This is a genomic window from Bacteroides sp. M10 (genome assembly GCF_014334015.1).
Classification (GTDB): domain Bacteria; phylum Bacteroidota; class Bacteroidia; order Bacteroidales; family Bacteroidaceae; genus Bacteroides; species Bacteroides intestinigallinarum.
Genome location: NZ_CP060488.1, coordinates 4,704,866 through 4,723,141 on the forward strand (window position 1 = coordinate 4,704,866; position 18,276 = coordinate 4,723,141).

General features: G+C 42.1%; 18 protein-coding genes. 6 read left to right on the forward strand and 12 right to left on the reverse strand.

All coding sequences use genetic code 11. The features are described 5' to 3' along the window. Positions 1–33: 33 nt before the first annotated feature. The 4 genes from rsmG to H8796_RS17135 all read right to left on the reverse strand — a co-directional run bounded on the left by rsmG (position 34) and on the right by H8796_RS17135 (position 3,103). On the reverse strand, positions 34–654 hold the full coding sequence (gene rsmG / locus H8796_RS17120; RefSeq protein WP_004300406.1) for a 16S rRNA (guanine(527)-N(7))-methyltransferase RsmG: 621 nt from the start codon (positions 652–654) through the stop codon (positions 34–36). A 113-nt stretch (positions 655–767) separates the two neighbouring features. Continuing rightward, positions 768–1,619, reverse strand: a complete 852-nt coding sequence (locus H8796_RS17125) for a DUF3298 and DUF4163 domain-containing protein (protein WP_074557205.1) — start codon at positions 1,617–1,619, stop codon at positions 768–770. Between the two features lie 144 nt (positions 1,620–1,763). Continuing rightward, positions 1,764–1,997 carry a YecH family metal-binding protein gene (locus H8796_RS17130; RefSeq protein WP_004306297.1) on the reverse strand — a complete coding sequence of 78 codons (234 nt, stop codon included), beginning with the start codon at positions 1,995–1,997 and terminating at the stop codon, positions 1,764–1,766. A 74-nt stretch (positions 1,998–2,071) separates the two neighbouring features. Continuing rightward, complete coding sequence (locus H8796_RS17135) at positions 2,072–3,103, reverse strand: metallophosphoesterase (protein ID WP_366512985.1); 1,032 nt, start codon at positions 3,101–3,103, stop codon at positions 2,072–2,074. Here H8796_RS17135 and H8796_RS25670 point away from each other — a divergent pair. From H8796_RS25670 to H8796_RS17155, 5 genes are all read left to right on the forward strand, one after another. Further along, positions 3,083–3,145 (forward strand): hypothetical protein, encoded by a 63-nt coding sequence (locus H8796_RS25670; protein WP_366512986.1) that lies wholly within the window; start codon positions 3,083–3,085, stop codon positions 3,143–3,145. The two genes, H8796_RS17135 and H8796_RS25670, sit on opposite strands and share 21 nt — an antisense overlap. Positions 3,146–3,353: 208 nt before the next feature. Then, entirely contained in the window at positions 3,354–3,752 is a 399-nt protein-coding gene (locus H8796_RS17140) for a hypothetical protein (protein ID WP_117933231.1), read from the forward strand. A gap of 124 nt (positions 3,753–3,876) precedes the next feature. After that, entirely contained in the window at positions 3,877–6,099 is a 2,223-nt protein-coding gene (locus H8796_RS17145; protein WP_117933148.1) for a TonB-dependent receptor, read from the forward strand. Positions 6,100–6,171: 72 nt separating this feature from the next. Then, positions 6,172–6,495, forward strand: coding sequence for a heavy-metal-associated domain-containing protein (locus H8796_RS17150; RefSeq protein ID WP_117933150.1), 324 nt, complete (start codon positions 6,172–6,174; stop codon positions 6,493–6,495). A 97-nt stretch (positions 6,496–6,592) separates the two neighbouring features. Continuing rightward, entirely contained in the window at positions 6,593–8,803 is a 2,211-nt protein-coding gene (locus H8796_RS17155; protein ID WP_117933152.1) for a cation-translocating P-type ATPase, read from the forward strand. A gap of 140 nt (positions 8,804–8,943) precedes the next feature. On the opposite strand, the gene H8796_RS17160 is transcribed toward H8796_RS17155, so the two are convergent. Next, entirely contained in the window at positions 8,944–9,783 is an 840-nt protein-coding gene (locus H8796_RS17160; protein ID WP_008999414.1) for a helix-turn-helix domain-containing protein, read from the reverse strand. A 66-nt stretch (positions 9,784–9,849) separates the two neighbouring features. Between H8796_RS17160 and lipB the strand changes: the two genes are divergently transcribed. After that, the gene (gene lipB / locus H8796_RS17165; protein ID WP_117933154.1) at positions 9,850–10,533 is read left to right on the forward strand and encodes a lipoyl(octanoyl) transferase LipB; all 684 of its coding nucleotides are present in this window, start codon (positions 9,850–9,852) and stop codon (positions 10,531–10,533) included. Here lipB and H8796_RS17170 read toward each other — a convergent pair. The 7 genes from H8796_RS17170 to H8796_RS17200 form a co-directional block, all read right to left on the reverse strand. Then, a complete protein-coding gene (locus tag H8796_RS17170) occupies positions 10,490–11,407 on the reverse strand; it encodes a PorV/PorQ family protein (RefSeq protein ID WP_117933156.1) in 918 nt (305 codons plus the stop codon). The genes lipB and H8796_RS17170 overlap by 44 nt on opposite strands. Positions 11,408–11,409: 2 nt before the next feature. Then, positions 11,410–12,966, reverse strand: coding sequence for an N-acetylmuramoyl-L-alanine amidase-like domain-containing protein (locus tag H8796_RS17175; protein WP_117933158.1), 1,557 nt, complete (start codon positions 12,964–12,966; stop codon positions 11,410–11,412). A 6-nt stretch (positions 12,967–12,972) separates the two neighbouring features. Further along, on the reverse strand, positions 12,973–14,961 hold the full coding sequence (locus H8796_RS17180) for an OPT family oligopeptide transporter (RefSeq protein ID WP_117933160.1): 1,989 nt from the start codon (positions 14,959–14,961) through the stop codon (positions 12,973–12,975). Between the two features lie 105 nt (positions 14,962–15,066). Continuing rightward, entirely contained in the window at positions 15,067–15,462 is a 396-nt protein-coding gene (locus tag H8796_RS17185; RefSeq protein ID WP_004300420.1) for a DUF1573 domain-containing protein, read from the reverse strand. Positions 15,463–15,560: 98 nt separating this feature from the next. Continuing rightward, positions 15,561–16,160 (reverse strand): DUF4923 family protein, encoded by a 600-nt coding sequence (locus tag H8796_RS17190; protein ID WP_117933232.1) that lies wholly within the window; start codon positions 16,158–16,160, stop codon positions 15,561–15,563. Between the two features lie 13 nt (positions 16,161–16,173). Then, complete coding sequence (gene yihA / locus H8796_RS17195; RefSeq protein ID WP_117933162.1) at positions 16,174–16,779, reverse strand: ribosome biogenesis GTP-binding protein YihA/YsxC; 606 nt, start codon at positions 16,777–16,779, stop codon at positions 16,174–16,176. Between the two features lie 7 nt (positions 16,780–16,786). Further along, complete coding sequence (locus H8796_RS17200; RefSeq protein WP_117933164.1) at positions 16,787–18,238, reverse strand: sodium:solute symporter; 1,452 nt, start codon at positions 18,236–18,238, stop codon at positions 16,787–16,789. Positions 18,239–18,276 lie beyond the last annotated feature (38 nt).

Below are 18,276 nucleotides of genomic sequence, written 5' to 3' on the forward strand. Positions count from 1 at the left end.
TGATTTATCATCTATCAGAACATATAGTCTTGTTTAAATCGGGACATATACCACTTTTTTTGTTTTAAAGAACTCTTCCTCGAAGTTGTCGCTCAAGCTATGAATGACCGTTTTATGTTTGAACGGCATTGTTTCATGCTCCAGTTCACCGCCTTTGAGACAGATAAGTCCGTTGGGCAATGCATTCTGTTGTTTCGAAGAGATATTCTTTTTAATAATCTTAATCAAATCCGCCAAAGGCATTACGGCACGGCTGACAACAAAGTCAAACGTTCGTTTCTCCTCTTCTGCACGGGCATGGCGGAAAGTCACATTTTTCAGTCCGATGGCATTTGCTACTTCGGTTGCTACACGTACTTTCTTGCCGATACTGTCTACGAGGTGGAATTTTACCTCGGGAAACAGGATTGCTAAAGGAATGCCGGGAAAACCTCCTCCTGTACCCAAGTCCATGATGCTGGTTCCGGGGCGGAATTGGATGACTTTGGCAATGCCTAATGAATGGAGCACGTGATGCTCATATAAATTCTCAATGTCCTTGCGGGAGATAACGTTGATTTTTGAATTCCAGTCAGTGTAGAGATCGTATAGAGCTGCAAATTGTTTACGCTGCTCTTCCGTCAGATCAGGAAAATATTTCAGTATGATTTCCACTGTTTGAATTTTGAATTATAAGTTTTGAATGATAGATGTGGATGAATATCCTATTCTGTCACATGAAAGTGATAACAATAGGATATTCATTAGTATTTAGCTTTTTATGATTTTTAATTTTTCAGTTCTCCCAGAATCGGGTTACTGCCTAATAGATGTTCCATCATAGCAAATGGGATTGTTACCTTTACAGGTCCCATAGAATAAGGAGTGATATCATATACATTATAATAGAAGGTGACTCCTTCTTTGCTTAGGTAGAAATTCTCTGTCGGAGTGATGTCACCGGTTGAAGCATATCCCATGTCTTCCAATGCTTCGTGAGTAGTCACTTTGTTATCTGCCATGAGCTGATTCCAGATCAGGTCGGTCAATGCGTCTTTGTAATCTCCGACAAAAATATCATCGAGACGGAGCGGACGCATCAGGGTGAGGTCCATATTTAAATAAGTTGCCATGTAAATTCCATGTGCACCTCCGGTATATTCGTTATAGTCGATGCGATATACAAGTAGGTCTTTATCATACAGTTGCACATGGCTTTCTATACCTTTATAATAAGAATACCAGGCACCGATGGAAGATTCGTCTTCCTTGTCTTTCTCATCCTCGGTATACATAGGTTCGAGATCGCGACGGTATTCGCTGATATAATTCTCGGTATATTGCTTTACAACTTCTTCCGGTTTTTCGCCGATATATTTATCTCCGAAACAAGCCGAAATGAAATAAGTATTCAGACTGTCTTTTAGCATATCATCCGATGATTTTACCGGATAAGCAAAATTAATAATAATATTGCAGGCCGGTTTGGCTGTATCATTGAAGAGGTGAGCTGTCTTATTCACTTGAATGCTATCAAACTGTAACGCACCTGTGTTTTTGTTCATCTTGTCATGACAAGAAAACAAAAAGCCGCTTACCGAAAGTATAATTGCAAGCAGACTGACATATTGTTTTTTCATACCCGTTTTTTCTGTAAATTCAACATTTGTTTTATCATTCACTATTGACAAATATAGATGAAATTCGTGAACCGGGCTAATAAAAACAGAAAAAAATGCAGCTATTTATTCCCTATAATGGGATTGGCGGATATTATCCGCCAATCAATGCTTGCAAACTTTAGTGATATCTACTGTGAATCCATCTTCAGCTGGCATAAATTTCCCTTTCATTTTCAGGAATTCGATAAGGGTATCTACATCCATGTTTTCTGCCGAGCAAGCATAAAAACGTTGCTGTGAGCCAAACTTCTTAATGATTGCTTCCCGCAATGATGATTCCGAGTAGCTATTTCCTTCCATCATGTGGAGGACTTCATGAGCATGTAATTGTTCCATAATCTTTTTTTTCTGCAAAGATAGGGCAGAGATTGCTTAGAAACTGTAACATATGTGACAAAACTGCATAATATTCATTGAAAATTGAAAATAACCATTTCACTATGCGTTCCTATTCTGAAGGGTGGTCCCCAAAGGGACAATCCGGAAGATACATACACATGACTGTTTCCCCATTGGCGATAACCGTGGCTTTGCTCGAAGATATAGTCGGTCACCCAATTAATAGGCCATATTTGTCCGTGGTGTGTATGCCCGCTGAATTGCAGGTCGATGCCGGCAGCTTCCGTTTTTTCCAAATCAAAGGGTTGATGATCCAATAAAATGATAGGTTTGCTTTTATCGACATTCGCCATTAACTCTTGCAGGGAATGACGCATGCGGTTATGACGGTCATCACGTCCTATCAGTTGTATGCCGTTGGGAAGTGTAACTACTGAATCGCGCAATAATTGTATTTGAGTGCTTTTAATATATCGGATACTTTCATCGATACCGCTAATGTATTCGTGATTGCCGAGAACCATATAGATACCCATAGGAGCTTTCAAGTCGCCCAATTCTTCCGCCATATTCTCTGTATAAAGAGGTACAACGCTATTATCAATTAAGTCACCACTAATCAAAATCAAGTCGGGATGCTGCGCATTTATCATTTCCACATATTTTTTTAATGCGGCTTTCCCTGTACCGTTTCCCAAGTGAACATCGCTGATTGCGACGATTTTAATTGCTTGGGGAGTATCTTCATATTGTTTATTGGTTAAAATGCTGACTACATTGGTTTCCGGATGATGATAGTTATATACCCCATATCCCAGCAATCCCAACGTGAACACTAAAGACAGATAGAACCTATATTTGCAGACAACTTTGAATAATTTCAAGAGATCAAACAAAAGCAGGAATAATGCCATGTATAGAGTAAATATCAACCAACTTGTTCCAATGGTGTACATCGAATGGGAGATAAAGACAGGCATCTCAAGGTTACGAGCCAGCATCGTGCCGAAAAAGGATAAAGCACATATCCAGAATAAAACGGTCAGGAATATTTTTACTCCGAGAGATTTAACTTTCAGAGCTTGCTTTGCTCTGCTAAATATGTAGGCATTACCTGCCAGATAAAGAGTGATAATGATGAGTAAATATGTAAGCATAGTGTTTACTTAAAAATCAGAGAATTTATTGGGGCAAAGATAGGTTTTATTGTTGAGTAAAAAGAGTTAATAGTGCTGATATGACTCTAAAATAGCCAAATAAAGGAAAGAGAATGTATCTGTAACGGCTTGATTGAATCTTAATTACGAAAAATTATAGGAAAATCTGTTTTTATTCTTATCTTTGTCCTCTGAAATGAAAAGACTAGCCTACATAACAGCACTGATCCTTTCTCTCCTGATTATCTATTCAGGAGGTGGAGTCTCTCTTGTGCGTTATTGCTGTGCCCGTTGTGAAGCGGTGCAGAGCTGTTGTGATACAGGTTGTCCGAAGTGTAAAAAGACTCATACTTGTGATTCAAAAAAAGGTTGTAAAGATAAAGGTTGTACAGCTACTATTTATAAGCTCGATTTGATGAAACATACTACTGAACTGACAACATCAGCTTTAGTAGTCGATCTTTTGTGTGAGTATTTTTGCTATCTGTTGACTCCGACCTATGCGGATAAACCGGTAGAATATGATAGTCTGACCTCTCCGCCACCTCTCTGTTCGAGGCAGAAGCTGGCGCTATATTCCACTTATATTATTTAGCCACTATTTCTTTCTTATTTATTCCTTTGCTTTCTATTGAATATGGAAGTAAAGTGAAACAGAATGCAACTAAGTTGCATGAGAAATGAATTAATTTTGTATCTCGAAAGTAACTTTAGAAAGAATGAAATATATGATAATAGGACTGTTCCTGTTATTTGCCGGTAATCTATATGCGCAAGTACGGGGAACAGTGAAAGATAGTACTGGGGAGGCTATTCCGGGTGCAAATGTGTTCTGGATGAATACAGGACAAGGAGTGACAACTAAGGAAGATGGTAGTTTTTCTATTGTAAAACCTTCCAAAAGTCACATGTTAATAATCAGTTTTATTGGTTTCCAGAATGATACCATTCATGTGAGCAGTAAAAATCAGCAGTTGGATATTGTGCTTCGTGATGGAGTGGAATTGAATGAGGTGAATATTGTCACTCGCAAACTGGGAACGATGAAATTACGCAGTAGCGTGATGAACGAAGATATGATAAGCAGTGCAGAATTGAGTAGAGCTGCTTGTTGTAATCTGGGTGAAAGTTTTGTGACCAATCCTTCGGTAGATGTGAGCTATTCTGATGCAGCAACAGGGGCCAAGCAGATTAAATTGTTGGGACTGTCCGGCACTTATGTGCAGATGTTGACGGAAAATATTCCGAATTATCGTGGGGCAGCTTCTCCTTATGGATTAGGGTATGTTCCCGGTCCGTGGATGCAGAGTATACAAGTTTCCAAAGGAACATCTTCTGTAAAGAATGGTTATGAAGCCATCACAGGACAGATTAACGTGGAATTTAAGAAGCCGCAGTTGCCGGAAGCCGACTGGGTATCTGCCAATCTTTTTGCAAGCACTACCAACCGGTATGAAGCCAATGCAGATGCTACATTAAAGATTTCCAAACGATGGAGTACTTCTTTATTGGCACATTATGAGAATGAGACTAAAGCGCATGATGGCAATGATGACGGATTTGTGGATATTCCTCAAGTAGAGCAGTATAATGTGTGGAACCGATGGGCATATATGGGCGACCATTATGTTTTTCAGGCAGGTATCAAAGCTCTTTCCGAAACACGTACCAGCGGACAGGCCAATCATGGAGGGGCAATACACTCCGGTGATTTATATAAAGTGGGGATTGATACAGAACGTTATGAATTCTTCACCAAGAATGCGTACATATTTAATAAGGAGAAGAATACGAATCTGGCTTTGATTCTTTCCACTACTTTGCACAATCAGGATGCTACGTATGGACGCAAACTGTATAATGTGGATCAAACCAACGTTTATGCTTCGCTGATGTTTGAAACGGAATTTAATCCGCAGAACAGCTTTTCTGCAGGATTAAGCTTCAATTATGACGCTTACGACCAGCATTATCGTTTGGAGAATAATACGGATAATCCTCTCAAAGCCTTTGAAAAGGAAGCTGTTCCCGGTGCATACGTGCAATATACGTTGAACCTGAATGATAAATGGATGGTGATGGCGGGTTTGCGTGGAGACTACAGTAACGAACATGGTTTCTTTGTGACTCCGCGTGCACATCTTAAATACAATCCGAATGATTATGTGAACTTCCGTCTTTCTGCCGGAAAAGGGTATCGTACCAATCATGTGCTGGCAGAAAACAATTATCTGCTTTCCAGTAGTCGTAAGGTAGAAATAGCTAAGAATCTGGATATGGAAGAAGCATGGAATTATGGTGCCAGTGTATCTACTTATATTCCCATATTCGGCAAAACGCTGAATGTAAATGCAGAATACTATTACACAGATTTCTTGAAACAAGTAATAGTGGATATGGATAGCAACCCTCATGAAGTGGCTTTCTATAATTTGAATGGACGTTCTTACTCGCATGTATTCCAGGTGGAAGCAAGTTATCCTTTTTTCAAAGGATTCACCTTGACAGGAGCTTACCGACTCACGGATGCAAAAACGACTTACAAGGGGGTGCGAATGGAGAAACCTCTAACCAGCAAATACAAAGGCTTGCTCACTGCTTCTTACCAGACTCCGCTGGGGATTTGGCAGTTTGATGCAACACTGCAACTGAATGGTGGAGGTAGGATGTCTACTCCTTATGAATTGGGAGATGGACAGTTGTCCTGGGAACGTCGATATGGTAGTTTTGAGCAGTTGAGCTTACAGGTGACACGTTACTTCCGCCGCTGGTCCATCTATGTAGGAGGAGAGAACCTGACCAATTTCAAACAAAAGAATCCGATTATCGATGCGGCAAATCCTTGGGGAAACAACTTTGATTCCACTATGATATGGGGACCGGTACACGGGGCAAAAGGATATATCGGAATACGTTTTAATTTAGCTAGGAATAGCGAGTAAAAACTAGGAATAGTGAGTTGCGGGACGATCGCATAGAAAATAAAGAATACTAATTTTAAACTGATAGGAAAAATGAAAACAAAAAGATGGATGGCCACTTGCGTGGTGGCTCTTTTGAGTGTAGCAGCTGTATTGGCAAAAGATATTCGTGTAGTTGTATTCAAAGTGTCCCAGATGCATTGTGAGAAATGCGAAAAGAAAGTAAAGGACAATATGCGTTTTGAAAAAGGATTGAAGGATATTGCGACCGAAGTAAAAACTAAAATGGTGACTATCACGTATGATGCTGAAAAAACGAATGTAAAGAACTTGCAAGCAGGATTTAACAAGTTCAATTATGAAGCTGAATTTGTAAAAGAAACAAAGAAAGACGATCAGAAGACTGATAAGAAGTAATTGAACAAATACCTATATTAGCTTGTTTCTATAAACAAACAATGGTTCTTCCCCGACTCCTTTCCGGGAGGAAGGGAAGACCGTAAATAATAATTATATGGGTAACACAATAAAAAAGGCATTTCCTGTGCTTAATATGCATTGTGCAGGATGTGCCAATAATGTAGAAAAAACAGTGAAAAAATTGCCGGGAGTCATTGAGGCTTCCGTTAATTTTGCTACCAATACATTGACCGTTTCTTATGAGAAAGACCAGCTGACTCCCGGGGAAATCCGTGCGGCTGTGCTTGCGGCAGGTTATGATCTGATTGTGGAAGAAGCCCACAAGGAGGAACGCCGGGAAGAGGAGCAGCATAAGCGTTACACTCGTTTGAAGTGGAAGGTGATTGGGGCTTGGATTTTGGTAGTACCGTTGCTGGTATTTTCCATGATACTGATGCATGTACCCTACTCTAATGAGATTCAAATGGTACTTGCTATCCCTGTCATGGTCTTTTTCGGAGGTGGTTTCTTTACCGGAGCTTGGAAACAGGCTAAACTGGGACGGAGCAATATGGATACACTGGTTGCACTTAGTACTTCCATTGCTTTTCTGTTCAGTCTGTTCAATACTTTCTTCCCCGAATTTTGGTATGCTCGTGGATTGGAACCGCACGTCTATTATGAGGCTTCTGCGGTGATTATCGCTTTCGTTCTTACCGGAAAATTGATGGAGGAGCGTGCTAAAGGAAATACCTCGACTGCTATTCGCAAGTTGATGGGAATGCAGCCTAAAGTTGCCTGGGTTCTGCGCAATGGAGTGGAAGAGGAGATTTTGATCGAGAACCTCCAGATAGGTGATATGGTCGTTGTACGCCCGGGAGAACAGATACCTGTGGACGGTCAGCTTTCCGAAGGCGATTCGTATGTTGACGAAAGTATGATTAGTGGTGAACCGGTTCCGGTAGAAAAGAAGAAAGGCGATAAAGTTTTGGCAGGAACGATCAACCAGCGTGGCTCGTTTATTATACATGCCACACAGGTAGGTAGTGAAACGGTGCTTGCCCGCATCATTTCCATGGTGCAGGAAGCACAGGGTAGCAAAGCTCCCGTGCAACGTATCGTCGATCGTATTACTGGAATTTTTGTACCTGTCGTATTGGGCATTGCTATCCTGACATTTGTTTTATGGGTTGCTATCGGTGGTAGTGAATATATCTCTTATGGTATTCTGTCGGCTGTTTCTGTCCTTGTTATTGCTTGTCCGTGTGCTTTGGGACTTGCTACGCCTACTGCATTGATGGTGGGAATAGGCAAAGCTGCCAGTCAGCATATTCTGATTAAAGACGCGGTAGCTTTGGAACAAATGCGTAAAGTGGATGTCGTTGTACTGGATAAAACCGGAACATTGACTGAAGGACACCCTACTGCTACCGGATGGTTATGGGCACAATCGCAGGAACCTCATTTCAAAGATGTGCTTTTAGCTGCGGAAATGAAATCGGAGCATCCGCTTGCCGGTGCTATCGTTTCTGCACTTCAGGATGAGGAGAAGATAAAACCTGCTGCATTGGACAGTTTCGAAAGTATTACGGGAAAAGGAATCAAAGTCTCTTATGAGGGACATACCTACTGGGTAGGTAGTCATAAACTCCTAAAAGATTTCAGTGCGACAGTAAATGATGTGATGGCTGAAATGCTGGTTCGCTATGAATCGGATGGCAATGGTATTATCTACTTTGGATGCGAAAACGAGTTATTGGCTATCATTGCTGTTTCTGACCCGATAAAAGCTACTTCAGCCGAAGCAGTGAAAGAACTGAAACGTCAAGGTATTGACATTTGTATGTTGACGGGTGACGGGCAGCGGACGGCATTAGCTGTTTCTTCCCGTTTAGGAATCGAACGTTTTGTCGCTGACGCTCTGCCGGACGATAAAGCCGAATTTGTGCGTGAGCTTCAAATGCAGGGAAAGAAAGTCGCTATGGTAGGAGATGGTATCAATGATTCGCAGGCTTTGGCACTGGCTGACGTCAGCATCGCCATGGGGAAAGGAACTGATATTGCTATGGACGTAGCTATGGTAACTTTGATGACATCGGATTTATTGCTGCTTCCTAAAGCTTTTCAGCTGTCAAAGCAGACGGTCAAACTGATTCATCAGAATCTTTTCTGGGCGTTTATTTATAATCTGATCGGCATTCCTATTGCTGCCGGTATCTTGTTCCCATTGAATGATTTGTTATTGAATCCGATGTTGGCAAGTGCTGCAATGGCCTTCTCCAGTGTGAGTGTAGTGCTCAACTCATTGAGCTTGGGAAGAAAATGAGTAAGCGACTGTAAAAAGAAAACAAACTGTAAGTAAATAATAAACGGTGAATACTTTGCGGATCATGCGCAATTTGTTCACCGTTCGTTTTTTTTGCAATTCGCTGTTATAATTTTATCCTCTATCGCTCTTCATAAGAATTATCTGTTTCTGAATTCCAATGGCGTCATTCCTACATACCGCCTAAAATATTTACCAAAGAATGAGGCACTGGGGAAGTTTAGAGAATAAGCTATTTCTTGGATAGTCATATTAGTGCCTTTCAGTTTCGCTTTGGCATCCATGATTACAATATAAGCAATGGTGTCCAATACACTTTTACCTGTCACTTGTCTCACAGTTGTGCTTAGATGCTGAAGAGATATTCCGAGTTTATCGGCGTAGAATTGTGCACGACGTTCATTCTTATAATTCTCGGTGATGGCTTGAATCAATTCCCGGCAGATTTCCTTTTTGCGGTTTGAACTGCTGTTCTCACCCGGAAATTTATGATATATCAGTCGTATACTTGTCAGGATAGTCTGAAGGGATAACTCAACCAATTCGGAATCCATTTCGAAGTTCTCATTGCAACTAGCCCGTGATAATAGAGCAAAATAGTCTTTCAGATAACTGGCTACTTCTTCATTAAGAGGAACCACCGGTTGCTCTATCAGTTTGGGATATGCATTACCAATATTCTTCATCAGATTGATTCGTCCGGCACAATAGGCAGAGAAACCGGCAAAGCAAAGACATACTTTTTCTGTTCTCTCCCGAAACTGGATGATTGTTCCCGGTAACAATGTTATCAGGTCATTAGGACGAATTTCATAATCAAGCAGATTGATGGAGGCTTTCATCGAACCTTCGGTGCAGATGGCAACAATACATGCCTGCAACCGACAAGATTGCTTATAAATATTGAGAATGTCTTCCGTAACATTCGTCCATGCTAATACTTCGGTAGGCAAGTCTACCTGTGGAAAGTCCATTTTCATAGTTGTGTTTGTTATATTAGGCCAACAAATGTACACATTTTCTTTTTATTTCTTACCTTTGTTTTTATGAAAACAGTTTTTATTGATTGGAATTTAATCCCATATGCCGAAGCATGGCAACGGCAGACAGAATGGTTTGATGATATTGTCCGGGCAAAAGTTCAGGGCGGGAGTTATGAAAATCGTGTCGTAATGTGCGAGCATCCCCATGTTTATACATTAGGGCGTAGCGGGAAAGAAAATAATATGCTGTTGAGTGATGAACAGCTGAAAGCGATTGACGCTACTCTTTATCATATTGATCGGGGAGGGGATATTACTTATCATGGTCCCGGACAACTGGTATGCTATCCGATACTGAATCTTGAAGAATTTCAGTTAGGATTGAAAGAGTACGTTCATCTGTTGGAAGAAGCGGTGATTCGCGTATGTGCTTCTTATGGCATTGAAGCCGGACGTTTAGAGAAAGCGACAGGAGTGTGGCTGGAGGGTGATACGCCCCGTGCACGTAAGATTTGTGCTATCGGAGTGAGGAGCAGTCACTTTGTCACTATGCACGGACTGGCTTTGAATGTGAATACGGATTTACGTTATTTCAGCTATATCCACCCTTGTGGATTTATAGATAAAGGCGTCACTTCTCTTCGTCAGGAATTAAAGCACGATGTGCCGATGGACGAAGTGAAGCAACGCCTCGAAGATGAGCTTAGAAAACTATTCCAACTCCCAGCTGCCAGGTGCGGTGCATAAAGCAATCCTTATCAGCCAAAGCATAAGAGAAGTCTGCACGTATCGGCCAGAAGTTGATTCCGCAGCCTAAAGTGCCGTAGTTACCTATTCCTTTGTCTTTGTCTCCAAAATGGTATCCTGCACGGACAACTCCATATTTCAGGAAGTTATATTCGGCTCCTACACCGGCCTGTAAATGACGGATTTCAGAAGGAAGCAGGTAATTGAAGTCGAGCGCAACCTGCAAACGATTTTCTATACTGAATGGCAGGTCGATCGTACCTCCTAAGCCTAATCTGGCGGGTAGCTTCTGTCCATCCAGTTTTTTGCCTAAGTTGGCAGCTTGGAAACCAATGCTCCAGGAAGCCATTTCATCCAACAGAGCCATGCTGCGATAGTAAGTCGCACCGAAGTCCAGACAAACACTATTCTTGGTGTCCGCACCTTCTGCGGCTTTGGCTTGCAGGTATCTGAACGTTAATGACATCGATAGATTCTTGGCTATATTTCTGAAATAGGCAGCTTCCAGATCCCATATATGCGGACGGTAATCAAAGACTTTGGGATCTTTGAAATGCCGGAAACCTATAGCAAATCCATGTATGCCTTCCCTTCCGATCCGATAGAAAAGGGAGGCACTATGTAGCGCATAGTCTTTGTTGATATTAGCGTATGAATAACTCGCACCCATTACTTCCTGTGAGAAAGCGATGGTAGAAGCATTATGAAAGATAGCTGTACTACCGTTATCGGTGGTAGCTAATCCTGTACCTGCCATACCTGCCGATTGGGCGTCCGGAGTAAGTTCCAGAAAGTAGGCGTTTGCCATTTCTTGTGCTCCCAGCAAAGTGGGGAATAAGCACGAGACGAGAAGGAAATGTTTTACTCGTTTCATAATCAGTTATTTTTAGAGTGAGACATCCGGACAACACGTATGCCTGTCCACGATTTATTGTTGTTTAGCATGTGATTGAGAGGTTCATCGCTGACAACTACTTTTCCCAATGTAGAAGAAGCGTGTAGCAGATGCAGTTTTCCAAGTCTATATGCTGCTATTCCCACATGAGCTATATCCAATCCGGACACCTTCGTTGTAATGGCAATAATATCTCCATTCATGATCCAGGGCAATCCGGCTTCCGGCAGTTCGCTTTTCGGCAGCCAATGTACAACTTTTCCGGAGATTGCTTTTTCATGTTCGGCCATTTGTAGTACATTTTCCGGCGAATCAGCCATTTTTTTGTATTGCCGGGGGTGAGCGGACATATATGAAAGAGCTAATTTCTTAGTATGTACACTGTTCTTGGCAGTAATATCTGTGAGGAATCCGTGGCGAACGCCGTTTTCAATCCATTCAGAAGTGTAATGCAACCGGGAAGGATATCCGTTGATGATGCCATCCCGATAGCGTATTTTTTGCAGATTGTCAGCAAAGGAAGAACCGAGTGCCTGTGCAAGTGTATATTCTACAAAAGTGAGACAATCTACTGCATCAGTCCGAATCACTAGCGCTTCTTTTTCATCTTGGTCTAATGTGTTGGCCACATATTTGGTTCCCAGGTAAGATTTCCCGATTCGTAACATAGGTTCCGAATCTTCCGGGAATACAACGCCATCACGCAACCATTTCTCCAATTCTTGTGTCCATTGTTGCTTATATTTAAAATGGTCCTGAAATCCCCAGCCATGTCCTCCGGTAGGATAGACATGGAGAGTGGCCGGAACTTTGTTTTTTTGTAAAGCAAGGTAATAGTTTACTCCGTGGTAAGGTGGTACGGAAGGATCGTCGGAGGTAAGAGCTATAAATGCTTGCGGAGTATCGGGAGTTACTTGCAGTTCGGCAGAGAATTTCTGTATCTGTTCCATCGTGGGATTCTTACCGAGCAATGCCTCTCTTGTATTTCCCCGGGTGACTTGCATCATCGTGACCACCGGATAAAGTAATATCTGAAAATCCGGACGTGTTTCCGAATTATAATGAGTGGCGATTGTAGAAGCTAAATGTCCCCCTGCAGAAGCGCCCATTATTCCTACCTTATGCGGATTGACATTCCATTCCTTGGCATGCTGCCGTACTATACGAATTGCTTGTTCGGCATCTGATATGGGGACTTCGCAATGTCCGTTCGGCATCCGGTATTTTAACACAATATAGGTGATACCTTGTCCGCAAAACCAGGGAGCCATATCATACCCTTCTCCATCCATACCAAGTCGACGATAACCGCCTCCGGGGCACATGATAATGGCCATTCCATTTGGCTTTTCCGGATGGTAGACCGTCATAGTGGGGTATGTGATATTTGTGACAAAATGAGGGCGTACTTCCTGCTCTTCTCCGGTTAATCCACTGGAGTTGGGAGCACCGTCGGGCCACAAAGGTAGCTCAACGGGCTGTTGTGCAAATGTTATTGCAGTTATAAGCGATACTATGATGGATAATAGTCTCCTCATAATTAATTATTTAACTTTCATTGAAGCCTTTATAAAGTAAAGAATCAATAATGCATATGCTCCTAATGCCAACACTTCAGACCAAGTATTGTTCAACCATGCTTCATTGACCAGATTGATTCCGCCAAAGCGCATTGCAGCACTGATTACTCCCATCAATGCACCTCCGGCAATGAAACCGGATGCCAACAAGGTTCCTTTTTCCCCTCTTTCCGTATTCAGAGTTGCATCTTTGCTACGGGTTGTCACAAACCAATTAACAGCTCCACCCACTACCAACGGTACGTTCAGTTCCAATGGAATAAACATACCCAGTGCGAAAGCTAATGCAGGAATTTTACAAAGAGTCAGAATAATCGCTAAGACAGCGCCGATGCCATATAACAACCAGGGTGCGCCTACACCACTCATCAACGGTTCGATAACGGCTGCCATTGCATTGGCTTGTGGAGCAGCCAGTGCGCCACTTGTAAATCCGTATGTCTTATTCAGGATAATCATTACACCGCCTACTGTTGCAGCTGATACGATAGTTCCTAGAAACTTCCAGGTTTCCTGTTTGGCGGGTGTACTTCCGAGCCAGTACCCAATCTTCAAGTCGGTGATGAAACCTCCTGCCATTGACAGTGCAGTACATACCACGCCACCCATCACCAATGCGGCAACCATACCCGAAGGACCTTTCAGACCGACAGCTACCATTACTACGGAAGCCAAAATCAGTGTCATCAATGTCATTCCTGAAACCGGGTTAGTACCTACAATGGCAATAGCATTAGCGGCTACTGTGGTAAACAGGAAAGAGATACCTGCAACTAAAACGATAGCTACCAATGTATGCAACAGATTTCCTTGCATAACGTCGAGGTAGAAGAATAATACGATTAGTATCAATGTGATGATCGAACCGATAGCGATAATCTTCATTGAAAGATCCCGTTGCGTGCGGATAATGTTTTTCTCCACATTTCCTTTGCCACCCATCTCTTTAGCAGCCAGTCCGACAGCACTTTTGATGATGCTCCAGGAGCGGATAATACCAATCACACCTGCCATAGCAATACCACCGATACCGATGCTCTTGGCATAATATTTGAATATCTCTTCCGGACTCATCATTCCTACGGTAGATGTAACTTCCGGGTTCCAGGCATTCAATACACTGTCGCCCCAGATAGCGGACATTCCCGGAATGATAATCCACCATACAGCCAATGAACCGGCACAAATGATGGAAGCATATTTCAGTCCGACGATATATCCCAAACCGAGTACAGCAGCACCGGTATTTACCTTGAATACTAACTTTGCCTTTTCTGCGAGCATTTCTCCGGCACTGCAAACACGGGTGGTGAAGTTTTCGTTCCACCATCCGAATGTAGCTACGATGAAGTCATATAATCCACCGATCATACCTGCCATCAATAACGGTTTAGCCTGGCTGCCTCCTTTTTCTCCGGAGATCAGCACTTGTGTAGTAGCCGTTGCTTCCGGAAAAGGATATTTTCCATGCATATCACTAACAAAATATTTTCGGAAAGGAATCAGGAACAGGATACCCAATACACCACCCAGTAAGGAGCTGATGAATACCTGCATGAAAGTAACCGTCATTTCGGGATATTTGGCTTGAAGAATATAAAGAGCGGGGAGGGTAAAGATCGCTCCGGCAACAATGACACCGGAACAAGCTCCGATAGACTGGATAATAACATTTTCTCCCAACGCATTTTTTCTTTTTGCGGCTCCGGAAACTCCTACGGCAATGATTGCAATCGGAATAGCGGCTTCAAATACCTGTCCGACCTTCAACCCCAGATAGGCAGCGGCGGCTGAAAATAGGATTGCCATGGCAATACCCCATGCAACTGACCAGATATTAACTTCCGGATAATTTTTTGAGGGACCCATCAACGGGTTGTACACTTCCCCGGGTTTCAACTCTCTGAACGCATTCTCGGGTAACCCGGTGAATTTGTCTTCTTCTTGTTTCATAGTTTTTATAATTTGCTAATGTGTCAATTTACATTTCCGTCCTCAAAGTAAACAAAAAAAAAGGAGAACCGAAAGATTCTCCTTTATGTAATAGTCTATTTTTTCCTACTTTGCATCTTTTGCTGTCATATCGCCCTCGATATACAATCTTACCATCTCTGTTTTGGCATTGGTACGCAAGGTGATTGATTTTTTGAAATGTCCCGGATATTTGCCTGTTCCGTTATAAGTCACCTTGATTGTTCCCTTTTTGCCCGGCATGATGGGCTCTTTTGTATATTCGGGTACTGTACATCCGCATGAGGCTACAGCTTGATGGATTACCAAAGGAGCATCACCGATATTAGTAAAGGTAAATGTGCAACTGACAACCGGACTATTTTCTGAAAACTTACCGAAATCGTGAGTTGTTTTGTCAAACTTGATATCTGCATTTGTTTGCGCAAATGCAAAACTTACACCCATTACTAACAGGGTCATTAAAAAAAGTATCTTTTTCATTTTTCCTTCTCTTTTTGATTACAAATGCCAAAGATAATGCTTTTTCCCCTAAAATATACTTTATAGAGTGCGAAATAGTATTAAACGGCTCTCTTTTGCTATTTTGAGAGTTGGAATCCCAACATCATTCCGTCGTAATTTTCAGCGAGTGAACTAACTGTTTTTAGTGCGGTACTGTTGCTTTTGCTACCGATGAAAGCCATCAGTTTCAGTAGCTTGTCCGAGTTGAACAGTAACTCCAGTGAACTGGAGCTGCAATTAACTTTTGCATGTAGATTCAGCAGTTTCAGGTATTTCAGGTCTACTTGTTTGGTTGAAGCGTTGTAGGAATAAGTTCCTTTCAATGTTTTTTTACCCACTGTGCTGGTGAAAGTGCTGTCGGCATTGAAGGTGAAGCTCATCTGACCGTCTTTAATACCTATTTTGCTTAATTGCTCGTTCAGTTTGTTTTCAGCCATAGTAGCTGCGGCCGCTCCTCCTGCTTTCATCAGCAAGTTGTCCGATTCGAATTCTACAGCCGAACCTTTGTAGTTCCATGTTCCGGTCATATCGATAGATTCGGTATTTCCTGTTATGGCATTCACTACCTTTGAAATGTTGTCCTTATTTAATAAATCTGACCATGATTGTGCCTGGCTGTTAGTCGCCATTAGCATAAATGCTGCCATAAAGGCAATTGATAAAAAACTCTTTTTCATTTTCATTCTTTTTTCATTTAATATTGAGATCCTTGTTTATGTTTTCGATGTAGTTGAGTATGTCTGTACGCCCCATACGGTCTTCCGAGGAAGAAACGAAGTAAGGCGGGAGCTCTTCCCATTGTTTACTCAACTCACGTAAGTAAGCATTGATATTTATTTTTAAACGTCCACCTTTGAGCTTGTCGGCTTTGGTAAAGATGATAGAGAAGGGAATACCATTCTCGCCCAGCCATTCCATAAACTCCAGGTCTATTTTTTGAGGTTCCAGCCGACTGTCTATCAGGACGAAGAGATTGGTCATTTGCTCCCGTTCCAGGATGTAATCTTCGATTATGGTACGTATCTGGTCTTTTCCTTTTTGTCCGCGCCGGGCATAGCCATATCCCGGAAGGTCGACGAGGTACCAGTTCTTATTGATAAAGAAGTGGTTGATTAACATCGTTTTTCCCGGAGTGGCGGAAGTCATAGCCAGTCCTTTACGGTTAGTCAGCATATTGATAAGACTTGATTTACCCACATTTGAACGGCCTATAAAGGCATATTCCGGGAAAATTCCGGCCGGGCATTTTCTCACGTCCGTATTACTAATCACAAATTCAGCACTTGTTATTTCCATCTTCTTGTCATTTATTTCTTTGTAGCTCCTTTTTAGACATCAACATTAAGCCCGCAAAGGTAAGCGTTCCATTTAACATTAGCAATTCATAGCCGAATTTATATCCGGTTTCTTTTCCAATCCACCAGTCGGCAAGATAACAGAGTAGTGGTGATAGGATGGCTATCAGAGGGACCCACCGGTCATTTGTTTGTCTTCGGGTAAAGAGCCCGAAAGCGAACATTCCGAGTAGGGGACCATACGTGTAGGAGGCGATGATATATATGGCGTCAATTACGCTTTTGTTGTTGAGCATTTCTACCAGGCAAATGAAAAATGCCAATAAGATTGATAGCAGTAAATGTACCTTATTCCTTTTGCGACGCGCTACCTCTTCTGTGTCTTTTTCGGTATTCAGCAGGTCTACACATACGCTGGTTGTCATTGCAGTCAGAGCGGAATCCGAGTTGCTGAAAGCTGCTGCGATAATACCGATTGTAAAGAGTATCAATACGGATTGTCCCAGATAACCTTGCGCTGCAAACATGGGTAGTATATCATCATTCATAGCCGGTAGTTCGAGCTGCATTTGTCCCGCTAGCGTTATCAATAGAATTCCCAGGCATAGAAAAAGAAAATTTAATGGAATGAACGAGAAGCCGTAGCAATACATATTTTTTTGTGCTTCCCGGAGGTTCCGACAGGAAAGGTTCTTTTGCATCATATCCTGATCCAGTCCGGTCATCACGATAACGATGAAGATACCGCTGAAGAACTGTTTGAAGAAGTTTTGCCGCGATACCCAGTCGTCAAATACAAAAATACGGCTATGTTCACTACTTTGGATTGTTTGGACAATACCGCTGAAATCAAGGTCTAATCTTTGGATCGTAAAATAGATGATAAAGATCAGGGCGGCAATCAGGCAAAATGTTTGTAAGGTATCTGTCCACACGATGGTCTTTATCCCGCTTTTATGAGTATAGATCCATACCAGTGTGACAGAGCCGACAGCAATCAGCCAAAAGGGGATGTGCATTTCCTGAAATACATAAGTATGTAGAATGAGGCAGACCAGATAAAGTTTGGCTGCGGTTCCGAGCATGCGTGACAGTAGAAAGAAAAAAGAACTTGTGCGATAAGCACGCAATCCGATACGGGTGCCGATATACCCGTAGATACTTGTCAGATTTAGCTTATAATATAGAGGAAGTAAGACGTGAGCCACAACCATGTATCCGAAAAAAAATCCGAGTACCGTTTGCATGTAAGTCATATCCATTCCGCGCACCATTCCCGGTACAGAAACAAAAGTGACTCCGGAGATAGAGGCGCCAATCATTCCGAAAGAGACTATATACCAAGGTGATTGGTTCTCTCCCTTAAAGAACGCTGCATTCGATCCGCCCTTGCGTCCGGTGATACGGGCTATTAGTAGTAATACCGCAAAGTAGCAAATAATAGTGACAAGTATCATCATAACAGATGCAAAGGTAGCAATTTTTGTAGGTATTAAAA